General features: G+C 69.3%; 24 protein-coding genes and 1 tRNA gene. 9 read left to right on the forward strand and 16 right to left on the reverse strand.

All coding sequences use genetic code 11. The annotated features are described in order from the left end of the window. Positions 1-13 precede the first annotated feature (13 nt). Positions 14-1,435 carry a phosphoglucomutase/phosphomannomutase family protein gene (locus tag ROY82_08280; GenBank protein ID MDT3682456.1) on the reverse strand — a complete coding sequence of 474 codons (1,422 nt, stop codon included), beginning with the start codon at positions 1,433-1,435 and terminating at the stop codon, positions 14-16. A gap of 112 nt (positions 1,436-1,547) precedes the next feature. On the opposite strand from ROY82_08280, the gene argB reads away from it, so the two are divergent. The 4 genes from argB to ROY82_08300 all read left to right on the forward strand — a co-directional run bounded on the left by argB (position 1,548) and on the right by ROY82_08300 (position 4,787). Further along, the gene (argB, locus tag ROY82_08285) at positions 1,548-2,306 is read left to right on the forward strand and encodes an acetylglutamate kinase (protein MDT3682457.1); all 759 of its coding nucleotides are present in this window, start codon (positions 1,548-1,550) and stop codon (positions 2,304-2,306) included. A 128-nt stretch (positions 2,307-2,434) separates the two neighbouring features. After that, a complete protein-coding gene (locus ROY82_08290; GenBank protein MDT3682458.1) occupies positions 2,435-2,611 on the forward strand; it encodes a hypothetical protein in 177 nt (58 codons plus the stop codon). A gap of 188 nt (positions 2,612-2,799) precedes the next feature. Next, on the forward strand, positions 2,800-3,975 hold the full coding sequence (locus tag ROY82_08295) for a LysM peptidoglycan-binding domain-containing protein (GenBank protein ID MDT3682459.1): 1,176 nt from the start codon (positions 2,800-2,802) through the stop codon (positions 3,973-3,975). Positions 3,976-3,998: 23 nt separating this feature from the next. After that, positions 3,999-4,787: a metallophosphoesterase gene (locus ROY82_08300; protein ID MDT3682460.1), complete on the forward strand. Its 789-nt coding sequence runs from the start codon at positions 3,999-4,001 to the stop codon at positions 4,785-4,787. 25 nt (positions 4,788-4,812) lie between these two features. On the opposite strand, the gene ROY82_08305 is transcribed toward ROY82_08300, so the two are convergent. The 5 genes from ROY82_08305 to ROY82_08325 all read right to left on the reverse strand — a co-directional run bounded on the left by ROY82_08305 (position 4,813) and on the right by ROY82_08325 (position 11,662). Next, entirely contained in the window at positions 4,813-6,864 is a 2,052-nt protein-coding gene (locus ROY82_08305; GenBank protein ID MDT3682461.1) for a DUF3048 domain-containing protein, read from the reverse strand. Between the two features lie 13 nt (positions 6,865-6,877). After that, on the reverse strand, positions 6,878-7,285 hold the full coding sequence (locus ROY82_08310) for a biopolymer transporter ExbD (protein ID MDT3682462.1): 408 nt from the start codon (positions 7,283-7,285) through the stop codon (positions 6,878-6,880). A 3-nt stretch (positions 7,286-7,288) separates the two neighbouring features. Continuing rightward, positions 7,289-8,005: a MotA/TolQ/ExbB proton channel family protein gene (locus ROY82_08315; protein ID MDT3682463.1), complete on the reverse strand. Its 717-nt coding sequence runs from the start codon at positions 8,003-8,005 to the stop codon at positions 7,289-7,291. Positions 8,006-8,171: 166 nt separating this feature from the next. Further along, a complete protein-coding gene (ppc, locus tag ROY82_08320; protein MDT3682464.1) occupies positions 8,172-10,886 on the reverse strand; it encodes a phosphoenolpyruvate carboxylase in 2,715 nt (904 codons plus the stop codon). Beyond that, positions 10,883-11,662 carry a TIGR00282 family metallophosphoesterase gene (locus tag ROY82_08325; GenBank protein MDT3682465.1) on the reverse strand — a complete coding sequence of 260 codons (780 nt, stop codon included), beginning with the start codon at positions 11,660-11,662 and terminating at the stop codon, positions 10,883-10,885. Before ROY82_08325 ends, ppc begins: the two co-directional genes overlap by 4 nt. A 46-nt stretch (positions 11,663-11,708) precedes the next feature. On the opposite strand from ROY82_08325, the gene ROY82_08330 reads away from it, so the two are divergent. Further along, entirely contained in the window at positions 11,709-12,170 is a 462-nt protein-coding gene (locus tag ROY82_08330; GenBank protein MDT3682466.1) for an Lrp/AsnC family transcriptional regulator, read from the forward strand. A gap of 30 nt (positions 12,171-12,200) precedes the next feature. On the opposite strand, the gene ROY82_08335 is transcribed toward ROY82_08330, so the two are convergent. Together ROY82_08335 and ROY82_08340 are read right to left on the reverse strand one after the other, a co-directional pair. Continuing rightward, positions 12,201-13,805 (reverse strand): ATP-dependent DNA helicase, encoded by a 1,605-nt coding sequence (locus ROY82_08335; protein ID MDT3682467.1) that lies wholly within the window; start codon positions 13,803-13,805, stop codon positions 12,201-12,203. 117 nt (positions 13,806-13,922) lie between these two features. Beyond that, positions 13,923-14,009, reverse strand: a tRNA-Leu gene (locus tag ROY82_08340). A 264-nt stretch (positions 14,010-14,273) separates the two neighbouring features. Between ROY82_08340 and ROY82_08345 the strand changes: the two genes are divergently transcribed. Beyond that, entirely contained in the window at positions 14,274-15,458 is a 1,185-nt protein-coding gene (locus ROY82_08345; protein ID MDT3682468.1) for a PQQ-dependent sugar dehydrogenase, read from the forward strand. A gap of 7 nt (positions 15,459-15,465) precedes the next feature. Here the strand turns inward: ROY82_08345 and ROY82_08350 are convergent, their stop codons facing one another. Then, a complete protein-coding gene (locus ROY82_08350) occupies positions 15,466-15,957 on the reverse strand; it encodes a YbaK/EbsC family protein (GenBank protein ID MDT3682469.1) in 492 nt (163 codons plus the stop codon). Between the two features lie 53 nt (positions 15,958-16,010). Here ROY82_08350 and trmH point away from each other — a divergent pair, with 53 nt between their 5' ends. From trmH to ROY82_08365, 3 genes are all read left to right on the forward strand, one after another. Beyond that, on the forward strand, positions 16,011-16,610 hold the full coding sequence (gene trmH, locus ROY82_08355) for a tRNA (guanosine(18)-2'-O)-methyltransferase TrmH (GenBank protein MDT3682470.1): 600 nt from the start codon (positions 16,011-16,013) through the stop codon (positions 16,608-16,610). Then, positions 16,607-16,924: an XRE family transcriptional regulator gene (locus ROY82_08360; protein MDT3682471.1), complete on the forward strand. Its 318-nt coding sequence runs from the start codon at positions 16,607-16,609 to the stop codon at positions 16,922-16,924. The genes trmH and ROY82_08360 overlap by 4 nt, the downstream gene beginning before the upstream one ends. 309 nt (positions 16,925-17,233) lie before the next feature. Next, complete coding sequence (locus tag ROY82_08365) at positions 17,234-18,406, forward strand: PQQ-dependent sugar dehydrogenase (protein ID MDT3682472.1); 1,173 nt, start codon at positions 17,234-17,236, stop codon at positions 18,404-18,406. A gap of 104 nt (positions 18,407-18,510) precedes the next feature. Here ROY82_08365 and ROY82_08370 read toward each other — a convergent pair whose 3' ends face one another. The 7 genes from ROY82_08370 to trpE form a co-directional block, all read right to left on the reverse strand. Then, a complete protein-coding gene (locus tag ROY82_08370) occupies positions 18,511-19,047 on the reverse strand; it encodes an inorganic diphosphatase (protein ID MDT3682473.1) in 537 nt (178 codons plus the stop codon). Continuing rightward, on the reverse strand, positions 19,044-19,994 hold the full coding sequence (locus tag ROY82_08375) for a P1 family peptidase (GenBank protein MDT3682474.1): 951 nt from the start codon (positions 19,992-19,994) through the stop codon (positions 19,044-19,046). The genes ROY82_08370 and ROY82_08375 overlap by 4 nt, the downstream gene beginning before the upstream one ends. Further along, positions 19,994-22,192, reverse strand: coding sequence for a transglycosylase domain-containing protein (locus ROY82_08380; GenBank protein MDT3682475.1), 2,199 nt, complete (start codon positions 22,190-22,192; stop codon positions 19,994-19,996). Before ROY82_08380 ends, ROY82_08375 begins: the two co-directional genes overlap by 1 nt. Before the next feature lie 97 nt (positions 22,193-22,289). Next, positions 22,290-23,339 carry an anthranilate phosphoribosyltransferase gene (trpD, locus tag ROY82_08385; GenBank protein MDT3682476.1) on the reverse strand — a complete coding sequence of 350 codons (1,050 nt, stop codon included), beginning with the start codon at positions 23,337-23,339 and terminating at the stop codon, positions 22,290-22,292. Then, positions 23,336-24,172, reverse strand: a complete 837-nt coding sequence (locus tag ROY82_08390) for a glycosyltransferase (GenBank protein ID MDT3682477.1) — start codon at positions 24,170-24,172, stop codon at positions 23,336-23,338. Before ROY82_08390 ends, trpD begins: the two co-directional genes overlap by 4 nt. A gap of 7 nt (positions 24,173-24,179) precedes the next feature. Continuing rightward, positions 24,180-24,791 (reverse strand): aminodeoxychorismate/anthranilate synthase component II, encoded by a 612-nt coding sequence (locus ROY82_08395; GenBank protein MDT3682478.1) that lies wholly within the window; start codon positions 24,789-24,791, stop codon positions 24,180-24,182. After that, positions 24,788-26,245 carry an anthranilate synthase component I gene (gene trpE / locus ROY82_08400; protein ID MDT3682479.1) on the reverse strand — a complete coding sequence of 486 codons (1,458 nt, stop codon included), beginning with the start codon at positions 26,243-26,245 and terminating at the stop codon, positions 24,788-24,790. Before trpE ends, ROY82_08395 begins: the two co-directional genes overlap by 4 nt. Positions 26,246-26,420: the final 175 nt, after the last annotated feature.

Consider the following 26,420-nt stretch of genomic DNA (forward strand, 5'->3'; position numbering starts at 1 on the left):
TGAGGGCGGCCCGTCAGGCCGTGACCAGTTCTTCCATGGCCCCCAAGATTCGGCCCACGTCCGCGGTGGTCGGGGCCTCGCAGTAGACGCGCAGTAGGGGCTCCGTGCCGCTGGCCCTCACCAAGACCCAGGCGTCGTCGGCGAGGTTCAGCTTGGTGCCGTCCAGCCGCTCCACGCTCGTCACCTCGCGGCCCGCCACGCTGTCCAGGGGGTCCTCCAGCTTGGCCGCCGCCCTGCTCATGGCCTCGGCGCCGCCCAGGTGGAGGTCGAGGCGGTCGTAGGCGTGCCGCCAGCCGGTGGCGGCCTCCAGGGCGGCGAAGCGCTCGCCGAGCGGCTCGCCGGATGCGGCCACGCCCTCGGCGAGCAGGAGCGCGTTCGCCAACCCGTCGCGCTCGAAGAGGTGCTGGCTCACCCCGATCCCGCCCGACTCCTCGCCGCCAATCAACACGCCGCCCCCCAACATGGCGGCGAGAACGTACTTGAACCCGACTTTCGTCTCCACCACCTCGAGGCCGCGGAGGCGCGCGAGGCGCTCGACGATCCGGGCAACCGTGACCGTCTTGACCACGGACCCGCGCCCGCCGCGGGCGTGGAGGTAGTCGAGCAGCACGGCGAAGATCTGGTGTGAGTTGAAGAACTCGCCGCCGGGTAGGACGACGCCCAGGCGGTCGGCGTCGCCGTCGGTGGCAACCGCGAAGCTCGCCCCGTCACTCGCTGCGCGCATGCGCTCGGCCGTGACCGCCAGGTTGGCGGGGATGGGCTCCGGGTTCACGCCGTGGAAGAGGGGGTCCGGGCGCCCGCGGACCTCCAGCAGGCGCTCCTGCAGGTCGTGCCGCGCGAAGTATCCCGCCAACCAACCCGCGGCCGACCCACCCATGGCGTCGTGAACGAGCCGCACTGGCGAGGAACGCAGCAGTTCGACGTCGACCAGCGCGTCGAGGGCGCCATAGTAGGCGCTGCGCACGTCGAAGTCGCCGATGTTGGAGCGGCCCCCGCGCAGGACCTGGTCGGGGCGCACCGCCTTCACGCGCTCGGCCACGTCCCGGTAGGTGGCGTCCTGGGCCGAACCGCCGTAGCTCCCCTTGAGCTTGAAGCCCGAGTAGTCGGGTGGGTTGTGAGAGGCCGTGATCATGACGCCGCCGTCCGCCTGTAAGTGCGTGACCGCGAACGAGAGCGCGGGCGTGGGCAGGTAATCCGCGCTCACGGCCACCTCCAGGCCGTTGGCGGCCAGCACCTCGCCCACCTGCAGCGCGAAACGTCTGCCCATGAAGCGCGTGTCGTAGCCCACCAGAACGCTGTGCAGGCCCTCGTCCGAGAGGTGCTCGGCGTACGCCTGGGCAGCGCGACCCAGGTTCGCGTCGGTGAACCGCGCGGCTATCACGTCACGCCAACCGTCGGTGCCGAACGTCAGATCATCGAGCCGTGAAGACTGCACTCCTAACCCCCAGGGCGCGGGTGCGCGCAGGGCAGCGCAGCAACGCTTGCGTGCCTGACGGAATGTACCACTTGATGGCGCGGCCCTGGGCCCGGCACATACACTTGGTTGCGTGAGCATCGTCATCAAGTACGGCGGCAGCGCCATGACCGATACGGCCACCAGGCGGGCGGTGGCGGCCGGCCTGCGGCGCCTGGCGGGTACGGGAACCCCGCCGGTGGTGGTCCATGGCGGGGGGCCCTTCATCCAGGCGGCGCTGGACGAGGCCGGCATAGAGCACGGCTTCGTGCGCGGCCTGCGCGTCACGCGGCCCGAGTCCATGGAGATCATAGAGCGGGTACTCACCGTGCTCGGCAAGCACCTGGCCCACGAGATCGGACCGGCCGTGGGAGTGACGGCCCGCGACGCGGGCACGCTCACGGCCACGGTGCGCGCCCCGGAACTCGGCCGCGTGGGCCGCGTGGAGGGCGTGGACCTCCGCGCCATAAACGCCCTGCGCGCCGGCGGGCTCGTGCCCGTCGTGGCATGCCTCGCCCTGGACGCCGCCGGCGAGGCGCTCAACGTCAACGGCGACGAGGCCGCCGGCGCGGTGGCGGGCGCCCTCGGCGAGGGCGTCCTGTTCCTGACGAACGTTCCGGGGGTGCTCGACGACCCGGCCGACCCCACCAGCCTCATCCCCGAGATGGCGCGCGACGAGGCGCTGGCGCGCATCCAGGACGGCCGGATAGCGGGCGGCATGATCCCCAAGGTCGAGGCGGCACTCGCCGCGCTGTCACAAGGCGCGGCCTTCGCGGTGATCGCCGACGGCCGGGACCCGAGCGGCATCGAGCGCGCCCTGGCCGGACGCGGCACCCGCGTCAAGGCCGGGTGAGGAAGTCGCGACCACCTACCGCCGGCCTGTTGAGAGTTCCGTAAGAGGGGCCCTAGTAGCTTGTCATCACAGACGGCGCCCGCTGGTGAGCACCGCCGGGGGCAACCTCGAAGGCATAGGAGCTAGAGATGAACGACGACATCACCTCGCTACCGAACGCGACCCTGCTCATGGAGGCTCGCCTCCTCGAACTCAAGATCATTCATAACGCCAGCTCGGCGATCGAGACGGAGCGCTACTGCCTCATCCAACTGGAACTAGGCGGCCGCGCGGCCAGGGAGCTGGTGTTGGACCCGCGAGACTGACGCGTACGGCACCCGCTCCCTCCTTGCAACGGCCCGACGGGTGCCGGCCGTTCAGCCCCACCAAACGCTGAAGTGTGGCCGACACCTGCGGGCTGAGCCCGCAGGCGCACTTGCTGGTCTAACTTGTGTCGGCAGTTGCCAGTTTCTTCGCGTCGTGCGCCGCGCTCCGTCTGGTAGATTTAGCGGCGATGCATTCAAGAGGGCTCGTTCGCACACTTCTCGCAGTGGTCGTCTTGGGGACCGCAGCCGCATACGCCAAGACCATCACCGTGCAAGCGGGCGACAGTCTCTGGGCGCTTGCGCGCCAGTACGAAACGGACGTCGCCACCCTCAAGAGCATGAACGGCCTGAGCACCGACTCCATCAAGCCAGGCCAGGTGCTCAGCGTCCCCGGCGATGACGAGGTCGCCGCCGAGGCCGTCAAGGTGGTCGTCGTGCAAGCGGGTGACACCCTATACGACATCGCGCTGGCGAACGGCGTGAGCGTCGAAGACCTGATCGCCTTCAACGAGCTGGACGGCACCCTCATACGCCCAGGGCAGGAACTTAGGTTGGTGGCGGGCGACAAGGTGCCCGAACCGCTGGTGGTCAAGGTCGGCGTGGGCGACTCGCTGTGGGTCATCTCGCGCCGTTACGACACCACGGTCGCCGCCATCGCCAGCGCCAACGGCATCTCGGAGACCGGCACCCTCCGCGTCGGAACTCGGCTCACCATCCCCGGACAGTACGCGGCCTCCGACATCGACGTCGGCGGTCCCGTGCCCATGACCATCGTCGTCGGCCCTGGCGACACCCTCTGGCAACTGGCGCGGCGCTACGACAGCTCCGTGGCCGCGCTCAAGAGCGCCAACTCGCTAAAGGGCGACGCGCTCTTCGTCGGCCAACAGTTGCGCATCCTGCCGGGTGCCGACGTCGGCTCCTCACGCGCCATGGTGGAGCCCACCGTTTCCGCGTCCCCCGGGCTCGAAGGCGGCGCGCTCCTGTGGCCCCTCGTCGGGACCATCACGTCCCGCTACGGTTACCGGCAGCTGCGCGTTAGTGGCAGCAACTTCCATACGGGCCTCGACATCGACGGCCACACGGGCGACCCCATCAGGGCCGCTCGCGGCGGCACGGTCACGCTCGCCGGGTGGCATGGCGGCTACGGCAACCTCGTGATCGTCACCACCGGCAACATCGAGTACTACTACGGGCACGCTTCCAAGATCGAGGTTGCGGTGGGCGACCAGGTGGCGGCCGGCGACATCATCGCGCGCGTCGGGAACACCGGAAACTCCACCGGATCACACCTCCATTTCGAGATCCGGATCGACGGCAAGACGGTCGATCCTCTAGCCTATCTGGACACGCACGCCTCGCGCTGACGCCCCGGAAGTGAGTTCACGAAGTGCGCATCGTCGTCGTGGGCGATATCCATGTACAACCCGACAAGCTGTGGCGCATGCTCAGGGAGGCCGGGCTGGCCGACGAGCATAACCGCCCCACCGACGAGTTGCGTGATGGCGGCACCAGGCTCGTGCTGTTGGGTGACCTCGTGCACGCCAAGAGCAGGCAACGTTACGCCGACCTCATCAACGTCAGGCGTTACGACGAGTACAACCCGCGCCACCTGGAGCGAGCCGAGGAGGCCCAGGTGCGCTTCCTGCGCGAGGTCAAGGGCTTCCAGGAGCGCGTACCCAGCGGCAACATGATCATCCTGCTGGGCAACCACGACTTCAACGCGGCCACGCCCGATCAGGGCCCGCTCCGGACCGACGACGTGTCGCACCTCGAATGGAAGCCTGGTTACGGTTCCGAGCTCGACTCGGAGCTGCGCGACTGGATCCTGGCGTGGCCCGCGGAGGCCGGCATCGAGGGCCTGCACTTCGCCCACGTGGGCCCGCTGCCCGAGCACAACACGTACGACCAGTCGTTCTACGTGGAGAACCGTCGCCGCTGGCTGCAAGAGGACCGCGATTATCTCGAAGGCACTCCTTACACGCTCGGTGTGTACGGACACACGCCCGTGCGCGGCGGCGTCAACGTCGCGTCGCAGGGCCGCGCGCTGCTGCTAGACACCAACGGCTACAAGGACGAGTACACCTGGCTAGAGATCGACGTGCGCAACGCCGACTACCGCCTGCGGTTGCACGGACTCTTCTTCGACGAGCTGGTGCCGCGTCAGCAACTCGACTAAGTTCGACTAGGGCGCGCCGGTCACGCTACTGTTCGACGCGCGAGTCGTAGGTCGGCGTGAGCATGACCCACGTCCTGAAGGGCGCGAGGTCGACCTCTTCGCCCCCGGCCGTCACGAAGCGCACGCCGCGCCCGTCCCTGAGCACCCAGGTACCACGCTCGGCGCGGCCCTTGAGATAGAGCGTGGCCTCGCCGCCATCGAGCGGGATGTAGAGCCGCCCGGCCGTATCGCCCGGCAGTTGCCTGGCCGTGATGGCGCCAACCAGCACGGCGTCGTAGAGCATCACCTGGCCGTCCGGGTGGTTGGCGGGCGTGCCGTCGCGGATCCAACGGTATGCGCCGAGCACAGCGTCGAAGCGGAAACCCGAAGTGTAGGCCCCGCTGTACTTGACGCTCACCTCGGTCACGCTGTCGTCATCCGCCGCCGGGGCGAACACGACGCCGCTCACCAGCGTGCTCTTCTCGGGCACCAGGCGCAGCATGGCCGTGCGCAACTCGGGGCCCGCGCTGTAGAGGTTGTAGGGCGCCGAACGGCTGCTGTCTCGTGCGAACAGCGGGCCGTTGTTGTACGCGTTCAGCGTGGGCAGAACGGAGTTGGCGATGGCGATCATGGCCCCGGGCGAGCCGCCATCGTGAACGAGCACCGCCTGGTTCGCCTGCGCGAGTTCAACGAAGTAGTCGCGGGCGCTGCGCACGGGCCCGACACGGCGCGGGAAGTTCCGGTCGTAGATGGCCATTAGCCGCGTCAGTCCGCCCTCTACGGGCACTTCTAGGATCATGCTGGCCTCGCGCAGGCCCGTCTGGGGGTAGCCGCCGACGTTGTCGATGAGCACCGCCAAGGGCCGCTCGCGCTCCATGGCGTAAGGCAGTCGCGCCAACTGGGCCGGGGCGCCCGTGCCGGCGCCCACGCCGTCGGGCGACGCGGCCAGCCCACGACCGTCTGCCGTGGCGTTAGGGTCCAGCGGGCCCGTCTGCCCGGAGGTGGCGGCGTTGCCGCCGGGAGCACGCGGGCTGTCGGCGGTGGCCAGAACGTCGGTCTCCCCCGGCCTCGTGCCCTGGTCACCCGGGGCGCCCGCGGCCGTGGTCGGCGAGATGACGTCGGCGCGCATGGTCGGGACCGGCACGCTCCGCACTTGCACGACCGTGGCTTCCGGGAGCACCTTGACGTCGCGAGCCGTACCCACCTGGGCCGCCACGCTGGGCGGCGCCAGGGGGCGGGTGCCGCTCACGCTGGCCGTGACGCCACTGGTGCCAAGCAACGTGCCCGCGGCCACCTGCGCCTCCACCATGGGGGCGTCGAGGGGGCGCGCCGCCGTGACGGCCGCGCGGGCGTCCGGCGCCGCGAGGCCGATCGACTGCGAGACCTGCGCGTTCACCATGGGGCTCGAGAGCTCACGCGGCGCCGTGACGCTGGCGTTGGGCTGCGGCGGGGCGATGTCGCGCGACTCGCTCACGCTGGCGGTCGGCTCGGAGGCCAATGCGCGCGCGTCGGCGACGCTGGCGCTGACCTCCGGCACCTTCAACACGACCGGGTCCACGAGGGGCCTCGGGGCCAGCGTCACCGGCTCGATCTCCGGCAGGGGCGTGGCCGGCACCTCCGCGAGCGGCAGTTGCTGCGTGGGCGGCGCGGCCTCGGTGACCTGAGGCAGCGGCAGGGGCGGCGTGGGCACGTCGGCTGCGGTCGACTCGAGCGGCTCGGCGGCCGCCTGCGCCGGCGGCGCCTGGGGAGCGGGGGGCTGAACCGTCTCCGGCCGCGTCTCGGGCGCCGTGGACTCCTGCTGCGGCGCAGAAAGGTCGCGGGGCGTGCCCAGCGTCTCGGCGGCCACCTGGGGCGAGGGCGCCGGTGGCGCCGGCGTCTCCGCGGTGGCGGCGAGCGTGGTCTCCTCGGAGTAGGCCGGGGTGCCCACGTCGAGGACGATGTAAGGCGGCAGGCGCTCGGGCCGGGGCCTTAGGCCGAACAGGAGCGCCAGCAGCAGCACGAGCAGGTGCAGCGTCAGCGATACGGCCATGGCGCGGCGCTTGTCCGGGTCGCGCCAGGGGGCCACTTCGCCCGTCGGGTGGGCGCTCGAGGTGCTCACGGCTGCCCGGCCCTCACCCTCCCGTGGAGATGGCGATGCGCTGGGCGCCGCCTTGCTTGATGAGGTCCATGATGCGCACGGCGGTGCCGTGATGCACGTCGCGATCCGCGCGCAGCACCACCGTCGTCATCCCCGTGCGGTTGATCTCGTCGCGGACGAGCACGGCCAGTTGCGCCTCCTCGACCCGAACGCCGCCGAAGTACACGGCGCCGTCCTTGGTGACCGTTACCGTCGGCATGTCGGAGGGCTGCGCCACCGACATCTGCGCGTCGGGGAGGTCGACTGGCAACCCCGACTCGATGGTTATGAACGTGGTGGAGACCATGAAGAAGATGATGAGCAAGAACACCACGTCGACCATCGCCGTGAGGTCCAGGTCCGCCCCCATGCCGGAGCGGCGACGCCTGCGGGCCCTGGTCACGGCTTATGCCTGGGGCGCGGGGCGGACGCCGCGCAAGTCGGCGCGTCCCTCCCGGCTCTCTTGTTGATCGGGCTTGGCTCCGGCGGCCGCCGGCTCGTCTCGCCGGTTGGCGACCGCCTGCACCACGTTCCCCATCAACTCTTCGCGGCGGAGGTCTATCTCGACGAGGCTCTTCTCTACCAGGCTGTGCAAGTAGCCGTGCCCCACGAGGACCGGGATGGCCACTATGAGGCCCGCAGCGGTGGTCACGAGGGCCTGACCGATCCCGTAGGCCAGCGCCCCGGGGTCACCGGCGCCGTGGAGCGAGATCTCCGAGAAGGAGATGATCATGCCCGTCACCGTGCCGAGCAAGCCCAGCATGGGCAGGATCTTGGCGATGATCGCCAGCGGCGTGAGGCCACGGCCGAGCGACTGCTCCTCGCGCAGCGAGGCCTCTTCGAAGGCGGCCTCCACGGCCGGGCGGCCGTACGGCAGGCGCTCGAGTGCGGCGTGCAGCACGCGCGCCACCGGTCCGCCCTGATGTTCGCAAGCGGCGAGCGCCGCCTCGAGGTCGCGCTCGCGCACGGCCGCGTTCACCCGCAGCATGAGGTTCGAGGTGTCGGTCTTCTCGCGGCTCAGCTTGAGGAACCGTTCCACGAAGATGTAGACGGCGTAGATGGAAACCAAGATGATGACGACCAGAACTGGGCCGCCGCTGGATAGCAGTTCAGTGACAGTCATTCCACGCTCCTTGCGCGGTCTCGTATCGAGGGCAATCGTATGCAAGCCCCTCATGAACGCAATGAGAGCACGCACGGCGGCACCTTGCGCTAGGCGCCACTATCCAGGCAACGGTATCAGGCTCGGCCGAGGAGCCCTGTAATTTCCGCTTCTTGTTCGCGCTGCCTCAACCCGTGTTCCGCATGCCGGCGCTGACTCCCATGAGGGAGAGCATGACGCCGTACGCGATGGCCTCGCGCTCGGGGCCCTCGGGCGGCTGCGATCGCAAGCGTCTGAGAAGCTCGACCTGAACACGGCTTATGGGGTCGACGTACGGGTTGCGCAGGCTGAGTGCGCGCGCTAGCACGGGGTCGTTGTCGAGGAGGGGTGCGCCCGTCACCGCTTCGGTCAGCTTCACGGTCTCGGCATGGTGGCGCTCGATGGTGACGCCGAAATGGCGGTGCCTCTCCTCCACCAGGCCCAAGTAGGCGCCGAAAATGTTCATGTCGGCCTTGGCGAGGCTCATCTGCGCGAAGTCGATCATGGTCGTGAAGAACGGCCATTCGCGGTACATCTCTTGCGCCAGCCCCGGATCGATCGCCCCTAAGGCCGCGCCGAGGCCGTACCAACCGGGGAGGTTCGCGCGGCACTGCGTGAAGGCGAACACCCAGGGGATGGCCCGCAGGTTGGCCATGCTTGGCGCGCCGGCACGCCGCGTGGGGCGCGAACCCAGGTTGAGCTGTCCCAGCTCCTCGATCGGGGTTACCTGCTCGAAGAACTCCATGAAGCCGTCACCGCGGGTCAGGGCGCGGTAGCGGTCCATCGCCGCCACGGCGGCCGCGTCCAGCGCCTCGCGGTAGCGCGGGTCCACGGCGGGCAGCTCCCGCGTGTCGCGGGCGCTGGCGAGCATGAAGGCGTGCAGCACCTGTTCGAGGTGGCGGTGTGCGAGGTCCGGGTCGGCGTAGCGGTCGGCCAGCGCCTCGCCCTGCTCGGTGAGGCGCATGCGGCCCGCCAGGCTGCCGGGCGGCTGGGCCATGATGGCCTTCCCGGCGGGGCCGCCGCCGCGCCCGATGCTCGTGCCGCGCCCGTGGAAGATGCGCAGCGGCACGCCGAACTCGCGGCACACGGCAGCCAGCTCCTCCTGCGCCTGGTAGAGGGCCCACGACGCTGTCACGAACCCCACGTCCTTGTTCGAATCGGAGTAGCCGATCATTATCTCTTGCACGCCGCGCCGCCGGACGTGCTCCAGGTACGGCCCGACGCTGAACAATTCTCGCACCGCCGTCGGGGCCGCGCGCAGGTCGTCGAGCGTCTCGAAGAGGGGCGTGGCGTCGATCTCGGTGACGCCCGCCTCCTTGGCGAGCAGCAGGGCCTCCATGACGTCCGACACGCCGGCCGTCATGCTCACGATGGTGCTGCCGTGCGCCCCGGGCCCGTAGACGCGCTCCGCGCGGCGGAACTCCGCCAAGAACGCGAGCGCCCGGCGCGCCTCGTCCCCGATGTTCGCGCCTTCAGGCAGGAGGGGCCGCGGCGACGCGAACTCGCGGGCAAGCACCTGCACGCGTTCGCTTTCGGGCAGCGACGAGTAGTCGGGGTGGACGCCCGCTGCGGCCAGCACGCTCGCTATAGCCGCTTCGTGCACGGCGCTGTGCTCGCGCATGTCGAGCTTGGCCAGGGGGAAGCCGAAGGCGGCCGCCCTGCGCATCGCCGGCCGCAAGAACGCGTCGGCGGGGCGGCCGCCGTGGCCGAACCGGAGCGCGGCCTCCAGCACCGTCAGGTCGGCGCGATAACCCTCTTCTCCTCCAGGGTAGGTCCCCGGGTTCGCCCCCTCGCGCACGAGCGCATCGAAGACGTGCTCCAGCCAGCGGCGGTAAGGCTCACCGGGGAAGCGCTCGCTGGTCCCGGTCGTCGCGTCCTTCGAAGCGAGCGCGGCGCGGAACTCGTCGGTGAGCATCGTGCGGCCCTCCCACTGCGAGAGGCGCTGCACCAGCTCCTCGACGTCGGCGGTGTACGCCTCGTTGGCCACGTGCGCCTGCAGCTCGAACGCCTCGCGCATCACCTCGGGCGTGACGTGTGGGTTGCCGTCGCGGTCGCCACCGATCCAGGAACGGAACTTGAGGACGGGAACGGGCGACGGGCGCGGCGGCTCGAGGTGCGGTGGACGGGCGGGTCCTTCGGCTGGGAAGTAATCGTCCAGGGCCTGTTCGAGGTCCGCCATTATGCGGGGAACGGCGTCGAGCAGGGAGCGCCTGAAGTAGTAGAGCGCGCTCTTGACCTCGTCCAAGACGGTGGGCCGCTCGGGCGCCACCTCGCGGGTAAGCCACAAGGTGGCGATCTCGGCGTAGATCTGCTCACGCAACACGCGGCCGTCTCGCGGGGTCAGCTCGACCTCGTGCAGCTGCCGGAGCGCCTCGCCTATCCGCTCGAGCTTGAGCCTCACCGTGTAGCGCTTCACCTCGGTGGGGTGCGCGGTGACCGTCAGCTGCAGATCGAGGTGCCTGATGAAGGCGGCCGCGGCGTCTCGCGACATGCCCTGGTCGCTCAGGGCCTTGACGGCGGCGGCGATGCTCTCACTACGGGGCTCCCTCACGGTGGCGCTGACCTCACGGTGCCGGTTGACGCGCACCCGGTGGATCTCCTCCGCTAGGTTGACGAGCTGGAAGTAGACCGTGAAGGCCCGCACCAGCATCTCGGCCGTCTCGGTGTCTAGCGACGCCAGCAACTGGTCGAGTTCCGGGCCGGCGTCTTCGTCACCCGCTCGCACCCCCTTCGTGAGGTACCGGACGCGCTCGACGAGGGCGAAGACGCGCTGTCCCTCGAGCTCCTTGAGGACCTGCCCTAATGCGGACGCGAGGAAATCGACATCGCCGGACAACAGCTTGAAAGCGCTCTCGTCACTCATCCTTCGTCCTCCGCGCCGTGCTCCCAGCGCACCCGCCGCACCGACACTGCCCGCCGTCCCTCCAGCTCTATGGCTACCGCGTTGACGGTGCCGCGTCCCTGGGCCGGCCGGTACCTGGCGGGCAGCTTGGTCACGAAGCGCGAGTGCACCTCCTCGAAGGCCAACCCGATGGACGAGTTCTGCACGCCGGTCATGCCCACGTCGGTTATGTAGGCGGTGCCCTTGAACACCTGCTCGTCGGCCGTGGTGACGTGCGTGTGAGTCCCGAGCACGGCGCTCACCCGGCCCGCGAGGTGGAACCCCATGACCTTCTTCTCGCTGGTCGCCTCGGCGTGGAAGTCGACGATTATCGGAACCGAGTCGTCGAGTTGCTCGAGGATGGCGTCGGCGGCGCGATACGGGTCGTCGAGCGGGTCAAGGAACACTCGGCCCATCAGTTGCGCCACGGCGATGCGCCCACCGCCGCGCGGTTCGAACACGTGCCACCCCAGTCCGGGCGTCCCGGGCGGGTAGTTGGCCGGGCGCAGCAGGCGCGGGGTCTCCTCGAGCAGCTCCATGACCTCGGACTGGTCGAAGGCGTGGTTGCCGAGCGTGACCACGTCGGCCCCCGCGTTACGTAGCTGCTCGAACTGCTTACGGGTGATGCCGAAGCCGCCGGCGGCATTCTCGCCGTTGACTATCACGAAGTCGTAATCGTTCCGCACGGCCGCGAGGTAGGCCTGGGCCGCCTTCATGCCGGGGGTGGCGAACACGTCGCCTACGAATAGAACACGCACAGGGCAGGATACCCCGGCCGCGGCGCGTGATAGATTCTCGGTCAGCATGGAGTTCGACGCCGTCGACCGCCGCATCCTGGAGATCTTGTTGCACGACGGGCGTGCCTCTCACGCCTCGGTGGCGAAGGCGGTCGGGTTGTCGGCGCCGGCCGTGGGCGAGCGCGTCAAGAAGCTCGAGCAGGCCGGGGTCATCCGGGGCTACCACGCGGAGATAGACCCGCAGGCCGTGGGCCTCGTGATCACGGCGTTCGTGGCGATCGCACCGCAGCCGCGCAAGCCGGCGCAGAAGCTCGTGGAGCGTCTCATGGAGTTCAGCGAGATCGAGGAGCTGCACGCCGTGGCGGGCACCTACTCGTTCATCGTGAAGGTGCGCGTGCCGAGCACGGCGGCGCTGGACGCCTTCCTCGACCGCCTGTTCACCACCGAGGGCGTGGAACGCACCGAGACCACCATGGTCCTGCGCACCAGCCTGGAGCGGCCCACCGCGCTGCCGTTCGCCGCCCGCTAACGCCTCAGACGAGCGCCCCACACAAGCACGTCACACGAGCGCCTCGACGAACCAATCGGGCAGCCGCCGCTGCTGGCGCTTGAGGAAGTTGGGGAAGTCGGCGTCGAGCAGGTACGTGACGGCGCTGTCGGTCTCGCTCCTGACGCTGCGCCCGTACGCCTGCACCACGCTCAACGTGGTCCGCCAGTCGTACCAGTCGCGGTCGCGTTCCATGCGTGCAGCCACCTGTTTGTCCCCCAGGTACGGATAGGGCACCTTGCACAGCACCTGCCAGCGCGCCAGGTCCTCGGCCAGGTCGATGCCCTCGGTCATGCTCGGCGTCACCAGGATGGTGGGTTCGGGCGAGCTCAGGTGCTTGGCGAGCGCCGCGTCTCGGCCCGCGGCGGTCTCGTGAGTGACGACGCGCCACGCCACCTCGCTGCTCAGGTGCTTGGCGACGAACCCGGCGATCTTGTACGAGTGTGCGTGCACCACGCCCTTCTCGTACTCGTGCTGCAGCGCCAGGTGGTTGACGGCCTGAGCGAGCAGGGGCAAGTCGCGATCGAGGTAGTGCCGCGTGAGGCGGGCGGCGGGCCTCACGACTATCGGACGGTTCTCCGGCGGGAACGACGAGGGCACGCTGATAACCTCGGCCTCGTCCTCGTCGATGCCTAGGCTGCGGAGGAACGTGCGCGCGTCGAGGATGGTGGCGGACAGCATGAGCACGCGCCTGGCGTGGCCGAAGAGGTAGGGCTCGGCCAAAGCCGCCACCTCGACTGGCTTGAACACGATGCTCGGACCGTCGTGACCGCGCCGGCGCTCGACCACCCAATCCACTTCGCCCGCGCCGTGGCTGTCTAGCAGCAGCATGATGCGCTCGGCCTGGCCGTCGAGCCACTGCTTGACGCGCAACTGCTGTAAGGCCACGTCTTCGTTGCCCACGTCCTTGAAGCCCCGCTCGAGCTCGGTCGCCCGGGCGCGCAGCTCGGGCAGCAGCAGCTCGGCGAACTCGAACGCCAGCTCGTCACCCAGGTCGGGCGGGAGCGCCCGCTGCAAGCCGGCCCGGAGCAGCGCGCCCTCGGCGATGACGACCTGCACGAAGTTCATGAGCGCGCCCTCGGCGTTGTGGGCCTCGTCCAGCACGAGGAGGTCACGCGAGGAGAAGCCGCCGGAGTAGTTGAGTTCGGCGAGGAAGTAGGCGTAGTTCAGGGCCGCGACGTTGGCGGCCATGGCCACGTCCTTGGCCGTGAAGTAAGGGCACTCGTCGCAAGCGGGGAAGCGCTGTCCGACGGTGCACGGAGCCGCCCCCGCGTGAGTGGGGGCGACGAGGCAGTCGTAGTTGGCCCGCCCTTTGAGGAGGGCGAGGTCGGGGAAATCCTGGACGTACTGGTCCTGCAAGATCTTCTGGTTGGTGACGATGAACGCCGAGGGCGCCTCGCGCGCCAGCGTTACCGCCACGGCGCTCTTGCCCGCGCCGGTAGGAGCCTCGACTATCACGAAGCGCTTGCCTTCGGCGAAGGCCTCCCGCGCCCGCTCGAGGGCCTCCGCCTGGCCTGGACGGTAGTCGGGGAACGGGAAACTCGCCGAGGGAACCATGGCGGTCGTGTCCCTGGGTGCGTTCCCGGGCGCGGTCCGAGGCGCGTTCCTGGGCGGCATGAGCCAAGCTATCATGCCCCGCCAGGCCGCCCGGAACCCGCGTGGGCAGAAGCCCAGCGGGCCACCCGTAACACGCAGAAGACCGACCCGCAGGCCGGCCCTACGCACATCCTGGTTTGGTGCCGAGGAGGGGACTTGAACCCCTACAGCCTTGCGGCCACCAGCCCCTCAAGCTGGCGCGTCTACCTATTCCGCCACCTCGGCACGCACTGCGCGAAAGCGATAAAGCCCTTCACGAGCGAAAAAGATGATATCGCTCGGGGTATAGGGGCGTCAAGCGCGGGGGCCGGGATCGGCGCCTTCCTTCCCCGGACTCGTGGCCCGACCTCGTAGCGCGGACCGGGCTAGCGGCCCGACTTCGAAACGCCGTCCTGGATTGGTGGCGAGACTTCGAAGCACCGTCACCCGCCCTCGGTCGCCGTGGCAGCGGGACAGGGCCGGCTCATGCTGGGCAGCTATCCTTCCCGGATGCGACGTTTCCGTGGACTTGGACCCACGCTCGTACTCGCCACCCTTGCCTCCGCGCTGGCAGCGTGCGGTGCGCTGAGCCCCGCCACGCCGCCGCCGAGCCCTCCAGCGCCACCAAGACTAGACAAGACCGTGGCCCTCGAAGTGGCCTACACGGGCTTCGACCATCCCGTCGGCATCGTCAACGCGGGCGACTCTCGTCTGTTCGTGGTGGAGCTCGCGGGCGCCATCCGCGTGGTGAAAGACGGCGCCGTGCTCACCACACCGTTCCTGGACCTTACCGGCATGGTCCCGACCAACGGCGAGCAGGGCCTGCTGGGCCTGGCCTTCGACCCCGACTACGCCACCAATGGGCGCTTCTACGTTCACTACATAAACCTTGACGGCGACGCCGTCATCGCGCGCTACGAGGTCTCCGGCGACCCGGACGTCGCCGCTGCCGGCTCGGCGGAGCCCCTGCTCACCATCCATCGAGGCGCGGACTACTCAAAGTTCCATTACGGCGGCCAGCTCGCGTTCGGACGCGACGGCTACCTGTACGTGGCCAGCGGCGATGGCGCCACGGGGGGCGACCCCAGTAGGCGGTTGGACACTCTGTTGGGCAAGATCCTGAGGATCGACGTGTCGGGGCCCGGGGCCTACTCCGTGCCGAGCGATAACCCCTTCGTGGGCACTCCGGGCGTAAGGGCCGAGATCTGGGCCTACGGCCTGCGCAACCCGTGGCGCTTCTCCTTCGACCGTCTGACCGGCGACCTGTACATCGCCGACGTGGGCGAGGACGCATACGAGGAGGTGAACTTCCAGCCGGCCGCCTCCAAGGGTGGTGAGGACTACGGCTGGAACGTCATGGAAGGCATGCACTGCTACGGTAGCGACACGTGCGACAAGTCGGGCCTGACCTTGCCCGTCCTGGAGTACGAGCACGACGACACAGGCCGCTCCATCACCGGCGGCTACGTGTACCGCGGGAGGCAGGTCCCCGGCCTCGAGGGCGCCTACGTGTTCGGCGACTTCATGACGGGCGAGGTGTGGCGAAGCTCGGCGGCCGACGACTGGGCCATGACGCAGATCCCGGCGCCGGCCGGCATCATGGTCACGACGTTCGGTGAGGATGCGAACGGGGAGCTCTACCTAGCCGACTTCAAGGCCGGGACGCTGTACCGCTTCCGCACCGCGCCGAACTAGGGCTGCCTCAGCCTTCCTCCGCGCGCCACCCGTTCGTGACGTCTACCCAACCGAGCGAGCGGGAAGCGGCAGCCAGTTCGTCGCAAGTCATGGGCACGGCCGAGGCGGGCGTGCCGGCGGCGGGGTACACGACCTCGAAGCGCCGCAGCGACTCGTCGAGGTAGACGCGGGCAGCCTCCGGGTTGGCGAAGGGGCACACGCCGCCCATGGGGTGGCCGGTGAGCGGCTCGAGGTCCTCAGGCGCCAGCATGCGGGCTTTGCCCCCGAACTGGCGCTTGAAGGCGCCGTTGTGCAGCCGGGCGTCGCCGGCGGCCACCACGAGCAGCGCCCGCGTGGCGTCGCCGGGGTCGTAGAACGCCAGCGTCTTGGCGATCCGGGCCGGCTCGGTGCCCACCTTCTCGGCTGCGAGGGCAACGGTGGCGCTCGACTCCTCGAACTCCATGACCGCGCCGTCCTTGCCGAACTCGCGGAGGTAAGCCTTCACGGTTTCCAACGACATCCGCCGACGATAACCGACCGCGGGCGCCACGGCCGTCGGTTATCCTCTCGCCCATGACCCTGCGCCGCCGCGAGCGCATCCACGACGTACTAGCCCACCGCCAGCCAGACCTGACCGTGCTCGCCGAGGAGGTGCACAAGCCGCACAACCTCTCCGCCGTCATCAGGAGCTGCGACGCCGTCGGCATCGGCACCGTGCACGCCGTGCGGCCGACGGGCGGCGTGGCCACGTTCAGTGCGACCAGCGCCAGCGCCGACAAGTGGGTCGAGCTGGTAGTCCACGAGGACATCACCACCGCCGTCGCCGGCCTCAAAGCGCTGGGCATGCGCGTCTACGCCGCCCACCTCTCCGAGGGGGCCATGGATTACCGCGCGGTCGACTACACGAAGCCCTGCGCCCTGTTGCTGGGCAACGAGAAGGAGGGCGTCAGCCCCGAGGCAGCGGAACTCGCGGACCAGCACGTGAAGATCCCCATGCTCGGCATGGTCCAGTCACTCAACGTCAGCGTGGCGGCGGCGGTGATCCTCTTCGAGGCCCAGCGGCAACGCCTGGCAGCGGGCATGTACGACCAGCCCAGACTGAGCGAGGACGAGATGCGCGAGCTCATGCGCAGGTGGTTGCCGAGGTGGGCCGACGAGGGAGAGAGCAGATGAGCAGGAAGTGGGGTGACGTACGGCAGGCGGCCGTTCGCGAAGGGTACCTGGACGAATCGAGGGTCGGCGAGCATAAGGACCGCATGCTCGCCGCGGTGCGCGCCCACAAGCTCGCGGAGGTCAGGACGAGCCATGGGTTGAACCAAGAGGAGATGGCGGAGCGCCTGCACATCTCGCAGTCTCGCGTGTCTCGTATCGAGCGTGGGCAACTGGATCAGTCGCAGATCTCGACCCTGCGGGCATACGTTGAGGCGCTGGGTGGCGAGCTAGAGGTATCGGCTCGGTTCGGCGACGACCGCATCACCCTCGGCTGAGTACGCTTGCTACCAAAGGCGTACCGCCCTGGCGGGCGTAGGCGGAGGGCGCCATAGGACCTGGTGGCCTATTGGGGCCGCCACCTTCGATGAGTTGCCGTTTTCTGGTTGTGCTGCCGTGGCAGCTCAGCAACCGCGGCATCAAGGAAAGATTCACTACGCCCGAACCCTACGAAGAGGATTCTGGCGCGTGATGGCACCGAATCGTAGAACCGGACGTCGCCATAAGCTCAGTAGTTCGGCATTACGTGAAGGCCACCCGTGCCGCCGCTCACGAGGCCCGGGGCGCGAGTCGACTAACCTCTACTCATGAACTTGTATCGGTCCGTTACGTTTCGTTCTCGAGGAAGCGCATCCGGCGTCGGCACCCTGGCACTCACGCTCCTGACGCTGCTGGCGCTCCTGTTAATGGGCCTCACCCAAGGCGCCCTCGCTCAGCGCCTGGTGCCCGTGGCCGACGGTCTCAAGCAGCCCGTTTCGATCACCAACGCGGGCGACTCGCGCCTCTTCGTCGTGCAGCAAGGCGGTATGGTCCGCATCGTCAAGGACGGGGCGCTCCTCAAAGATCCGTTCCTCGATATCTCGGACCGGACCAAGAGCGGTGGCGAGCGCGGCCTGCTCGGGCTGGCCTTCCCGCCCGACTACGCCACTAGCGGGCACTTCTACGTCTACTACACGGGGACGCGGGGCGAGAGCACCCTCTCGCGCTTCACCGTCACGCCGGGCAATCCGGACCGCGCAGACCCCACTTCCGAGGAGATCCTCCTTACGCAGGAGCAGCCATATTCGAACCACAACGGCGGTCAGTTGGCGTTCGGCCCCGACGGCTATCTCTACCTTGGCCTCGGTGACGGCGGCAGCGGCGGCGACCCGCAGGGCAACGGACAGAACCTCGGCGTGCTGCTCGGCAAGCTGCTCAGGCTGGACGTCTCGGGTGACAAGGGCTACAAGGTGCCGCCCTCCAACCCCTTCGTGGCCACTGCCGGCGCCCGGTCGGAGATCTGGGCCTATGGTCTGCGCAACCCGTGGCGCTTCTCCTTCGACCGCGAGACGGGCGACCTCTACATCGCCGACGTAGGCCAAAACGCCTACGAGGAAGTCGACTTCCAGCCGGCCGACTCTAAGGGCGGCGAGAACTACGGCTGGAACATCATGGAAGCCTCCCACTGCTTCGGGGCGTCCACCTGCGACCAGACCGGCCTCACCCTCCCCATCCTCGAGTACCCGCACGGGCCGCAGTGGGGCACCTCCATCAGCGGCGGTTACCTCTACCGCGGCGAGGCCGTGCCCGCCCTTGTCGGCCGCTACGTGTTCGCCGACTTCACGTCGGGCCGCGTGTGGAGCGCCGGCCCGGAGGACGGTTGGGAGTTGAAGCCCCTGTTCGAGACGGGGTTCAACGTCAGCACCTTCGGCGAGGACGCAGCGGGCGAGCTGTACGTAGCCGACTACACCAGCGGACTCATCTACCGGGTGGGGCCCTGAACCGCGGCCTCCACTGGCCTCGGGGACACCACACGTAGTCGCAGCCGGGCTCTCGCGCCGAGACGCTCGTCCGGGCCCGCATCGCCGGGCGAGCCTCGTGCCGCCTAGCCGGCTTCCGCCTGCAGGCGCTCGTAGGCGGCCATGGCCTCGCGGATAAGCGCGTAGGTGGCGTCCATGCCGTGCCAGTCTTCGACGACGGTCGTCTTGCCCTCGAGCTCCTTGTAGATCCGGAAGAAGTGCTCGATCTCGCGCAGGCGGTGGCGTGAGATGGAGTCGAGGTGACGGTTGCCGTCGTAGCGCGGGTCGTCGACCGGCACGGCGAGGATCTTCTGGTCGCGCCCCTTCTCGTCGCTCATCTCGAGGAACGCGAGGGGCCTGGCGCGCAGGACGGCGCCCGTGAAGGTCGGGCGGTTCGTGAGCACCAGGATGTCGAGCGGGTCGCCGTCGTCTGCGTGGGTGCTGGGGATGAAGCCGTAGTCGCCCGGGTAGTGCATGGGGCTGTAGAGGACCCGGTCGAGGCGGAACACGCCGTGCTCGGGGTCGTACTCGTACTTGTTCGAGGAGCCGCCCGGCACCTCGATCACCGCGTCCACCAGTTCGGGCGCGTCCTCGCCTGCGGACAGGTGATAGAAGTTGCTCATGGTGCCTCGCTTCCTTCGGGGCTGCGGCGGCTCGCTCCGCCGGCCACGACGCCCTTCAGCAGCGCCGCGGCCACGACCTCCTGTACCGCCACCGACAGCGCCGCCAACGGCACCTCCGGGCCGGTGCCCGTGGAGAGCACGAACGCCGAATCCCCGTCGAACACGGTGTGCGACGGCCGCGTGACGCGGGCGATGCCGACGTGGGCGCTGGTGGCCAACGCGTTGGCCTGCGCCTTGGTGATGGGCGCGTCGGTGGCCACCAACACCAGGGTGGTGTTGGCGCCGGGCATGGCTGCGAAGCCCTCTGCCGCCGCCAGCCCAAGCATGCCCGGCAGGCCCGCCACCAGCTCACCCGTATCGGGGTCGATGACGTTGCCCATGGCGTTGCTTATGCCGATGGCGGCAACGACCGCGCCCCCGAGCCACGCGGCGTGGCTGCCTAGGCCGCTGCCGGTGGCGAAGGGGTAGCCTCGCAGCTTTCCGACGGTGGCCCCAGTCCCCGCGCCAACGCGGCCCTGCTCCACGGGAGCGGCGCTCGCCGCCTCGGCAGCGGCCCTGCCCGCGGCTGCGTCAGGCCGCACGGTGGCCGAACCCACTCCAAGGTCGAACAGCACGGCGGCGGGCACGATGGGCACGCGGGCCACGCCGGCGTCGGTGCCGCGGCCGCGCTCCTCCAGCCAGTTCATGACCCCGTCAGCGGCCGCGAGCCCGTAGGCGCTGCCGCCCGTGAGCACCACGGCGTCGATGGCCTCCACGGTCTTGTCCGGCTGCAGCAGCACGTACTCGCGCGACCCGGGTGCCGGCCCAAGGGCCACGCCGGAGCCCACGCAGCCGCCCTCGGGCGTGAGCACCACGGTGCAGCCGGTGCGAGCGGCCAGGTCGGTGTAGTGGCCCACGCGGATGCCCGCCACCGCCGTAAGCGTCTCGTTCGTTGCCGGGCCGGCCATCAGCCCGGGGCCTTCAGGTACTTGGCGACGTCCTCGGGGTTGACCTCTATTATCTCGACGCGTTCCGGGGGCGTGTCGGCCTCGGCGCGCAGGCCGGTGGCCGTGTCGATGGGCAGTTTGACCTTCACGGCCGTGCCGACGCCGGTCGTCGAGAGTTGATCCGTCTCGCGGAAGGCGGCCCTTACGCCGCCCGAGTCGACGGCGCCCGACTTGAGGTCGAGGGTGTGGAACTCGATTCCGGGTGGCACGGGGAAACCGTCCGGCGACGACGGACGCCCACGCAGCGCCGCCGTCACGAAGTCGTTCCAGGCGTAGATGGGCTGCCGCGAGCTGTTGACGGCGTCGGTGTTGCCGTTGGAGAGCGTCATGCGGCTCGGCAGGCTGCTCGAGTCGTCGTTGCCGATCCACACGGAGGCCACGAGGCCGGGGGTCATGCCAACGAACCAGATGTCGACCTCGTCGTTGGTGGTGCCGGTCTTGCCGGCTATCCAGCGGCCGGGAACCTGGGCGCGGTTTGAGAGGCCGTAGGCCGGGTCGCGGTCGACCACGTTGCCGTGCAGCATGTCGAGCATGATGTAGGCCGTCTGCTCGCTCCACACGCGCGCGGAGCGGGGCTCCGCCTGGTAGAGCACGTTGCCGTCGGCGTCCTCGACGCGCTCTATGAAGTAGGGCTCGGTGTACACGCCGCCGTTGGCGAACGCGGCCATGGCTGCGGTGTGCTGCAGCGGGGTGGTCTCGAAGGTTCCAAGCGCCATGGAGTAGTAGGGCGCCACGTTGTAGCCGAGCTCGCGCGCCTTCTCGGCCACGGCGTCCGCCCCGGCCGCCTCCAGCGTCTTGACCGCGGGGATGTTGCGGCTGCGGTTGAGGCTCGCCCGGATGGTCTGGTAACCGTCGAACAGGTGATCGTGGTTGCCGGGCTCGTAAGGCGGTTGGCCCCTCACGGTGAACTTGGTGGGTTCGTCGACCAGGATGGTCGCCTGGTTCATCGCGCCCTGCTCGATGGCGGTGGCGTAGACGATCGGCTTGAAGGAGCTGCCGGGTTGGCGCAACGCCATGGTGGCGCGGTTGAACTCGCCCACCGCCCCGTCCTCGCGGAGCTTCTGTCCCACCATGGCCAGCACGGCGCCGGTACTCGGGTCGATCCCCACGATGGCCATCTGCGCACCGGGCGGCACCTCGGCGTGAAGGCTTGCCTGGTTGGCGGCCACCTGCGCCTGCACGTCGATGGTCGTGACCACGCGCAGCCCGCCGCGCCCGAACACCACGCTCTCGCCGTAGCGGTCGGTCAGCCAGTTACGCACCGCGATGAGCACGGCGCGCGAGAGGTCCGAGCTGACGCTCGACTGGACGACCACCTCGGCGCCGGTCGGCTCCGCCGTGACGACGTTGCCGTTACCGTCGTACGTCACGTCCCAGCCCACGGGCTCCAGCGGATAGCGCCAGGCGCGCTCTGCCATCTCGGAACTGATGGTCCCCTGGCGGACCATCTTGTCGAGCACCTCGCGCATGCTGCGGCGCGTGGTGACGAAGTCGTCGTGGCGAGCGTTGGGCGCGGGGATGAGGCGCGCCAGGTAGAGCCCTTCGGCGAGGTTGAGTTCGATGGGGTCCTTGCCGAAGTACGTCTGGGCGGCGGCCCTGATGCCGTAAACGTTGCCGCCCCAGAAGACCATGTTGATGTAGCGCTGCAAGATCTCGGGCTTGGTGAGGCGCCGCTCGAGTTCGAGGGCGAGCATGATCTCCTTGACCTTGCGCTCCAGTGAGCGTTCCGAGCGGATGTCCTCCAACAGGGTGTTCTTGATGACCTGCGTGGTGATGGTGGAGCCGCCGCGCGACGAGTCGCCGAGGAACTCCTCGTAAACGGCGCGGCCCAAGGCGGGTATGTCCATGCCGTAGTGGTTGAAGAACTGGTCGTCCTCGTACGCCACGATGGCCTGCAGGGCCGCGGGTGAGACCTCGCTCAGGCTGACGGGGATGCGGTTGGTCGATTCGCGCCCCTCGCCCACCACCGGTACGATCACGCCTATGCGCGTGGCGCCGTCGCGGGCGTAGACCTGCGAGGTGGCGGAGAACTCGAGGGCGTCGAGCTTCTCGAGCGACGGCAGCTCCTGCGACCACTTGAGCGCCGAAGAGGTCAGTAGCCCGCCTACCGACAGCACGCCGGTGAGCAGCACGAGGAACACTCCTTGGACGAGCTTCACGCGGACCATGCTAACAACCCGGGATGAGCCTTCATGGCCGTCCGGCGACTGCCGCCTTCGGCGGAGCGCGCGAGCTTAGGGCGAGTGCGAGGGTCCGTCAAGCTTGTTCGGCCGCGCGCCCTTCGGCCGAGAACGCGAGGTACTCCTGCAGCTTGCGCGCTGCGGCTCCGCTGTCCAGAGCGGCTTCCGCGGCCTCCACGCCGCCCGCCAGGCTGTCGGCCAGCCCTGCGAGGTAGAGCGCGGCGCCCGCGTTGAAGACCGTGACGTCTCGCTTGGCCTCGCCGCCCTCGTTGGCCAGCACGGCGCGCAGGTGTTGGGCGTTGGTGACGGGGTCGCTGCCCGCGAGTTCGGCGAGTGGGTGGCGCCTCAGGCCCACCTCTTCGGGCGTAACGATGTAGGTCGTGAGGCTACCGTCCTCGTGGAGCTCGGTCACCTTGCTCGGGCCGGTAACGGTGAAGTCGTCGATGACGTCGCCGTGCACCACCAGGGCCCGCTTGACGCCAAGGCCGCGAAGCACGGCGGCCAGCGTCTCGGTGAGGCGCGGGTCGTACACCCCCATCAGCTGCCTGTCGGCCCCCGCGGGGTTGGTCAAGGGACCCAAGTTGTTGAAGATGGTGCGCGCCTGCAGGTCGGCGCGGATGGGGGCCACGAAGCCCATGGCAGGGTGGAAACGCCGAGCGTAGATGAAGGCCAGGCCGTGCACGTCGATCGACTCCGCCAGGCGCTCGGGGCTGGCGTCCAGGTCGACGCCCAGGGCCTCCAGTACGTTGGCTGAACCCGACTTGCGGGTGACGCCCACGTTGCCGTGCTTGGCCAGGCGCGCGCCGCCGGCCGCGGCCACGAACATGGCGGTCGTGCTGATGTTGATGGTGTCGACCCCTGTTCCACCGGTGCCGCACGTGTCTACGAGCGGTCCGCCCTCATGCACCGGCACCTTGATGGCCCGCTGCCTCATGGCCTCGGCGAAGCCGGTGATCTCGTCTACCGTCTCGCCCCGCATGCGCAGCGCTGCCAGCAGCGCTGCCGCCTGCACCTGTGAGAGTTGACCGTCCATCAAGCGGCCCAGGACCTCGCGCGCATCGGCGCGGTCCAGGGTCTGACCTTCGAAGATCCGGTTGAGCAGTTTGCCGATCTCGAACTCGATCATCGTTCGGGTGCCGTTCCTTCCACTAAAGCTTCGCGGGCCCCCTCCGCGTACGCGACCTCGTAACGGTAACGCTCCTCGCCCCAAATGGGCCGTAGCGGGGGTGAGAACAGGATCCGCTTTGCACCGAGCAGTACCGGGTGGACGCCCAGGGCCCATGCCACCTCGGGCGCGCCGTGCTTGCGCCACACGCGCACGTTGGCCGCGCCGGCGGAGCGTGCCTTGGCCGCCAGCCCCTCCTCGTAACCATGGTCCCAGTGCTCCACGACCGCGTCGGGCAGGAACTTGAACCTGGCGCCTGCGAGCTTCAGCCTGTAACCGAGGTCGGCGTCCTCGCCGCCGTACTCGGAGAAGGCGTCATCGTAGCCGCCCACGTCGTGGAACAGGTCGGCGTGCAGGCTCAAGGAGCCGCCCACGGCGTTCCACCAGCCGGCCACGTGGCTCAGCGTGGCGCCTCGCTTCAGGTGTGGTGGCAGTACTTGGCGGCTGATCCCCACGCGGCCCGGTACCTCGTGCAGGGCCAGGTTCTTGGCCAACCAGCCGGGGCGCGAGATCATGTCGTCGTCGCTGAAGAGCAGGACATCGCCCCGAGCCATGCGGGCCCCCTGGTTACGCGCGTATGCCGCGTGCCGGCCGGGCGCCGTGGCCCAGGACAGCGGGTAACCGGGCTGGTAACGCGCGAGGAAGCGCTCGGTGTCGTCGGTGCAAGCGTCGGCCACCACGACCACCTCGAAGGGCGCCTCCTCGCCTTCCAGCGCGCGCAGTTTGCGCTCGAGGAGCGTGCGCCGATCGTGCGTGGGCACGATGACCGAGATCGCCGGCTCCCCCCGCTTCACGGCCCGGTTACTCCGTCTTCCTCTCCCGCGCGAAGCGGAGGAAGTTCGCGAGGATGTCGTGACCGCTCTGGGTGAGGATGCTCTCCGGGTGGAACTGGACACCCCATACGGGGTGTTCGCGGTGCCGAACGCCCATCAGCACGCGCTCACCGGTGCCCGGTTCGGTGGTCCAGGCGTTCACGAGCAACTCCTCGGGCGGGTCCACGACCACCAGGGAGTGATAACGAGTGGCCGTGAGCGGGGTTTCGAGCCCCTCGAACGCCCCCGTGCCGTCGTGCTCTATAGGCGACGTCTTACCGTGCACGAGCCGCTCGGCGCGCACCACGCGAGCCCCGTACGCCTCACCTATCACCTGGTGTCCGAGGCAGACCCCGAGCATCGGGTACGTAGGGCCGAGGGCGCGCACGAGGTCCACCGACACGCCCGCCTCCCCCGGGGTGCGCGGTCCGGGGGAGACGATCACGGCGTCCGGGTTCAGGGTCCTCACCGCTCCGGGGTCGAAGGCGTCGTTGCGCCACACCACCACCTCGGCGCCGAGCTCGCCGAAGTACTGCACCAGGTTGTAGGTGAACGAGTCGTAGTTGTCGACCACCAGTAGTTTGAGGGCACGCTCCGTCACGTGAGCCCCGCGGTGGCCATCTCGACGGCGCGCTTGAGCGCCTCCAGCTTGTTCATGCACTCCTGCCACTCGGTGGCGGGGTCGGAGTCGGCGACCACGCCGGCGCCGGCCTGCAGGTGGACGCGGCCGTCCTTGACTACCATCGTCCGCAGCGTGAGTGCCATGTCCATGGCGCCGTCCGCCGCCAGGTAACCGAACGCGCCGGCGTACGGTCCGCGCCGCAGGGTCTCCAGCTCGTCGATGATCTCCATGGCGCGCACTTTGGGCGCGCCAGACGCCGTGCCCATCGGCAGTGTGGCGGAGAGCGCGTCTAGCGGCGTCCGCCCCTCGGCCAGCCTGCCCTCCACCTGCGAAACGATGTGCATGACGTGGCTGTAGCGCTCCACTCGCATCAGGTCGGTGACGCGTACGCTGCCCGGCACGCACACGCGGCCCAGGTCGTTGCGACCGAGGTCCACTAGCATGACGTGCTCCGCTCGTTCCTTCTCGTCGGCCAACAGCTCGGCGGCGAGCCTCTCGTCCTCCGCGGGGTCGGGATCGCGGCGCCTGGTGCCGGCGATGGGCAGGGTCTCGACCTTGGAACCGTCGGACCTCACGAGGCTCTCGGGGCTACTCGCCACCAGCGTCACTCCGCCGAGGTCCAGGTAGCCGAGGTACGGGCTCGGGTTGATGGTCCGCAGTGCCCGGTAGAGGGCGAAGGGGTGGGCGCCGAGTTCGGCGGAGAGCCGCAGGCTGGGCACTACCTGGAAGACGTCGCCGGCATGGATGTACTCGACGGCGCGGGCCACGGAGGCCATGTAGCGCTCGCGGTCGACGCTCGCCTCGAACTCCGTAAGGCGCCCGGCGCGGTCGCCGGGAACGCCCGGCAAGGGTCCACGCAGTCGGTCGTAGGCAGCATCGACGAGGGCGCGGGCCCGCGCGGCGTCGGCGTCGTCGCCAACGGCCGCGGGGGCGATGATGAAGAGCTTGCGCTTCAGGTGGTCGAACACGACCACCAGTTCGGGTTCCACGAAGAGCATGTCGGGCGCCTGGATCGTGTCCGGGTTGGCGTCGGGCAGCCGTTCGTACTGGCGCACCAGGTCGTAGCCGGCGTAACCCACGGCGCCGGCCCAGAAAACGGGGAGCCCCGGCGCGGGCTGCGTCTCGCGCACCACCTCGTCCCACAAGACCTTGAGTGGGTCGTCGGTCTCGACCGTGACGGCGCCCGCGGGTGTGGTGAGCGTGATGGTGGAGCCGCGCCCCTCGATACGCTTGCGTTGGCCAGTGCCGATGAAGGAATAGCGCGCCACCCGCTCGCCCTGCTCGACGCTCTCGAGGAGGAAGGACGGGTGGCCGGCGATCTTCAGGTAGGCGGTGAGGGGCGTCTCGAGATCTGCGAGGACCTCGCGGTATATGGGTCTTATTGCCGGCGCCGCGGCGCCTGGGGCCACGGTGACGTGCGGACTTCGGTGCATGGATCTCTCCTCGGAGAACTTGTTCGGGGTGCCCGGCGGGACGCCGCGCCCTCGAGGCGCGGCGAACGTGAGTAGCGCGCCGTTACGCGCGCCACCGCCATCGGCCTAGTGCCCCGGTCCAGCGGTGGAGGGAAACCATGGGCGCGAGTATAGCCCGGTCCCAGGGGAAGTCATA

The organism is Truepera sp., from assembly GCA_032027045.1.
Taxonomy (GTDB): domain Bacteria; phylum Deinococcota; class Deinococci; order Deinococcales; family Trueperaceae; genus JAAYYF01.

Coding starts and splice junctions, on each gene's coding strand:
- ROY82_08290 (MDT3682458.1), top strand. CDS start 2,435: ATGAACGACGACATCACCTCGCTACCGAACGCGACCCTGCTCATGGAG.
- ROY82_08295 (MDT3682459.1), top strand. CDS start 2,800: ATGCATTCAAGAGGGCTCGTTCGCACACTTCTCGCAGTGGTCGTCTTG.
- ROY82_08315 (MDT3682463.1), bottom strand. CDS start 8,005: ATGACTGTCACTGAACTGCTATCCAGCGGCGGCCCAGTTCTGGTCGTC.
- ppc (MDT3682464.1), bottom strand. CDS start 10,886: ATGAGTGACGAGAGCGCTTTCAAGCTGTTGTCCGGCGATGTCGATTTC.
- ROY82_08330 (MDT3682466.1), top strand. CDS start 11,709: ATGGAGTTCGACGCCGTCGACCGCCGCATCCTGGAGATCTTGTTGCAC.
- ROY82_08335 (MDT3682467.1), bottom strand. CDS start 13,805: ATGCCGCCCAGGAACGCGCCTCGGACCGCGCCCGGGAACGCACCCAGG.
- ROY82_08345 (MDT3682468.1), top strand. CDS start 14,274: ATGCGACGTTTCCGTGGACTTGGACCCACGCTCGTACTCGCCACCCTT.
- ROY82_08350 (MDT3682469.1), bottom strand. CDS start 15,957: ATGTCGTTGGAAACCGTGAAGGCTTACCTCCGCGAGTTCGGCAAGGAC.
- trmH (MDT3682470.1), top strand. CDS start 16,011: ATGACCCTGCGCCGCCGCGAGCGCATCCACGACGTACTAGCCCACCGC.
- ROY82_08360 (MDT3682471.1), top strand. CDS start 16,607: ATGAGCAGGAAGTGGGGTGACGTACGGCAGGCGGCCGTTCGCGAAGGG.
- ROY82_08365 (MDT3682472.1), top strand. CDS start 17,234: ATGAACTTGTATCGGTCCGTTACGTTTCGTTCTCGAGGAAGCGCATCC.
- ROY82_08370 (MDT3682473.1), bottom strand. CDS start 19,047: ATGAGCAACTTCTATCACCTGTCCGCAGGCGAGGACGCGCCCGAACTG.
- ROY82_08375 (MDT3682474.1), bottom strand. CDS start 19,994: ATGGCCGGCCCGGCAACGAACGAGACGCTTACGGCGGTGGCGGGCATC.
- trpD (MDT3682476.1), bottom strand. CDS start 23,339: ATGATCGAGTTCGAGATCGGCAAACTGCTCAACCGGATCTTCGAAGGT.
- trpE (MDT3682479.1), bottom strand. CDS start 26,245: ATGCACCGAAGTCCGCACGTCACCGTGGCCCCAGGCGCCGCGGCGCCG.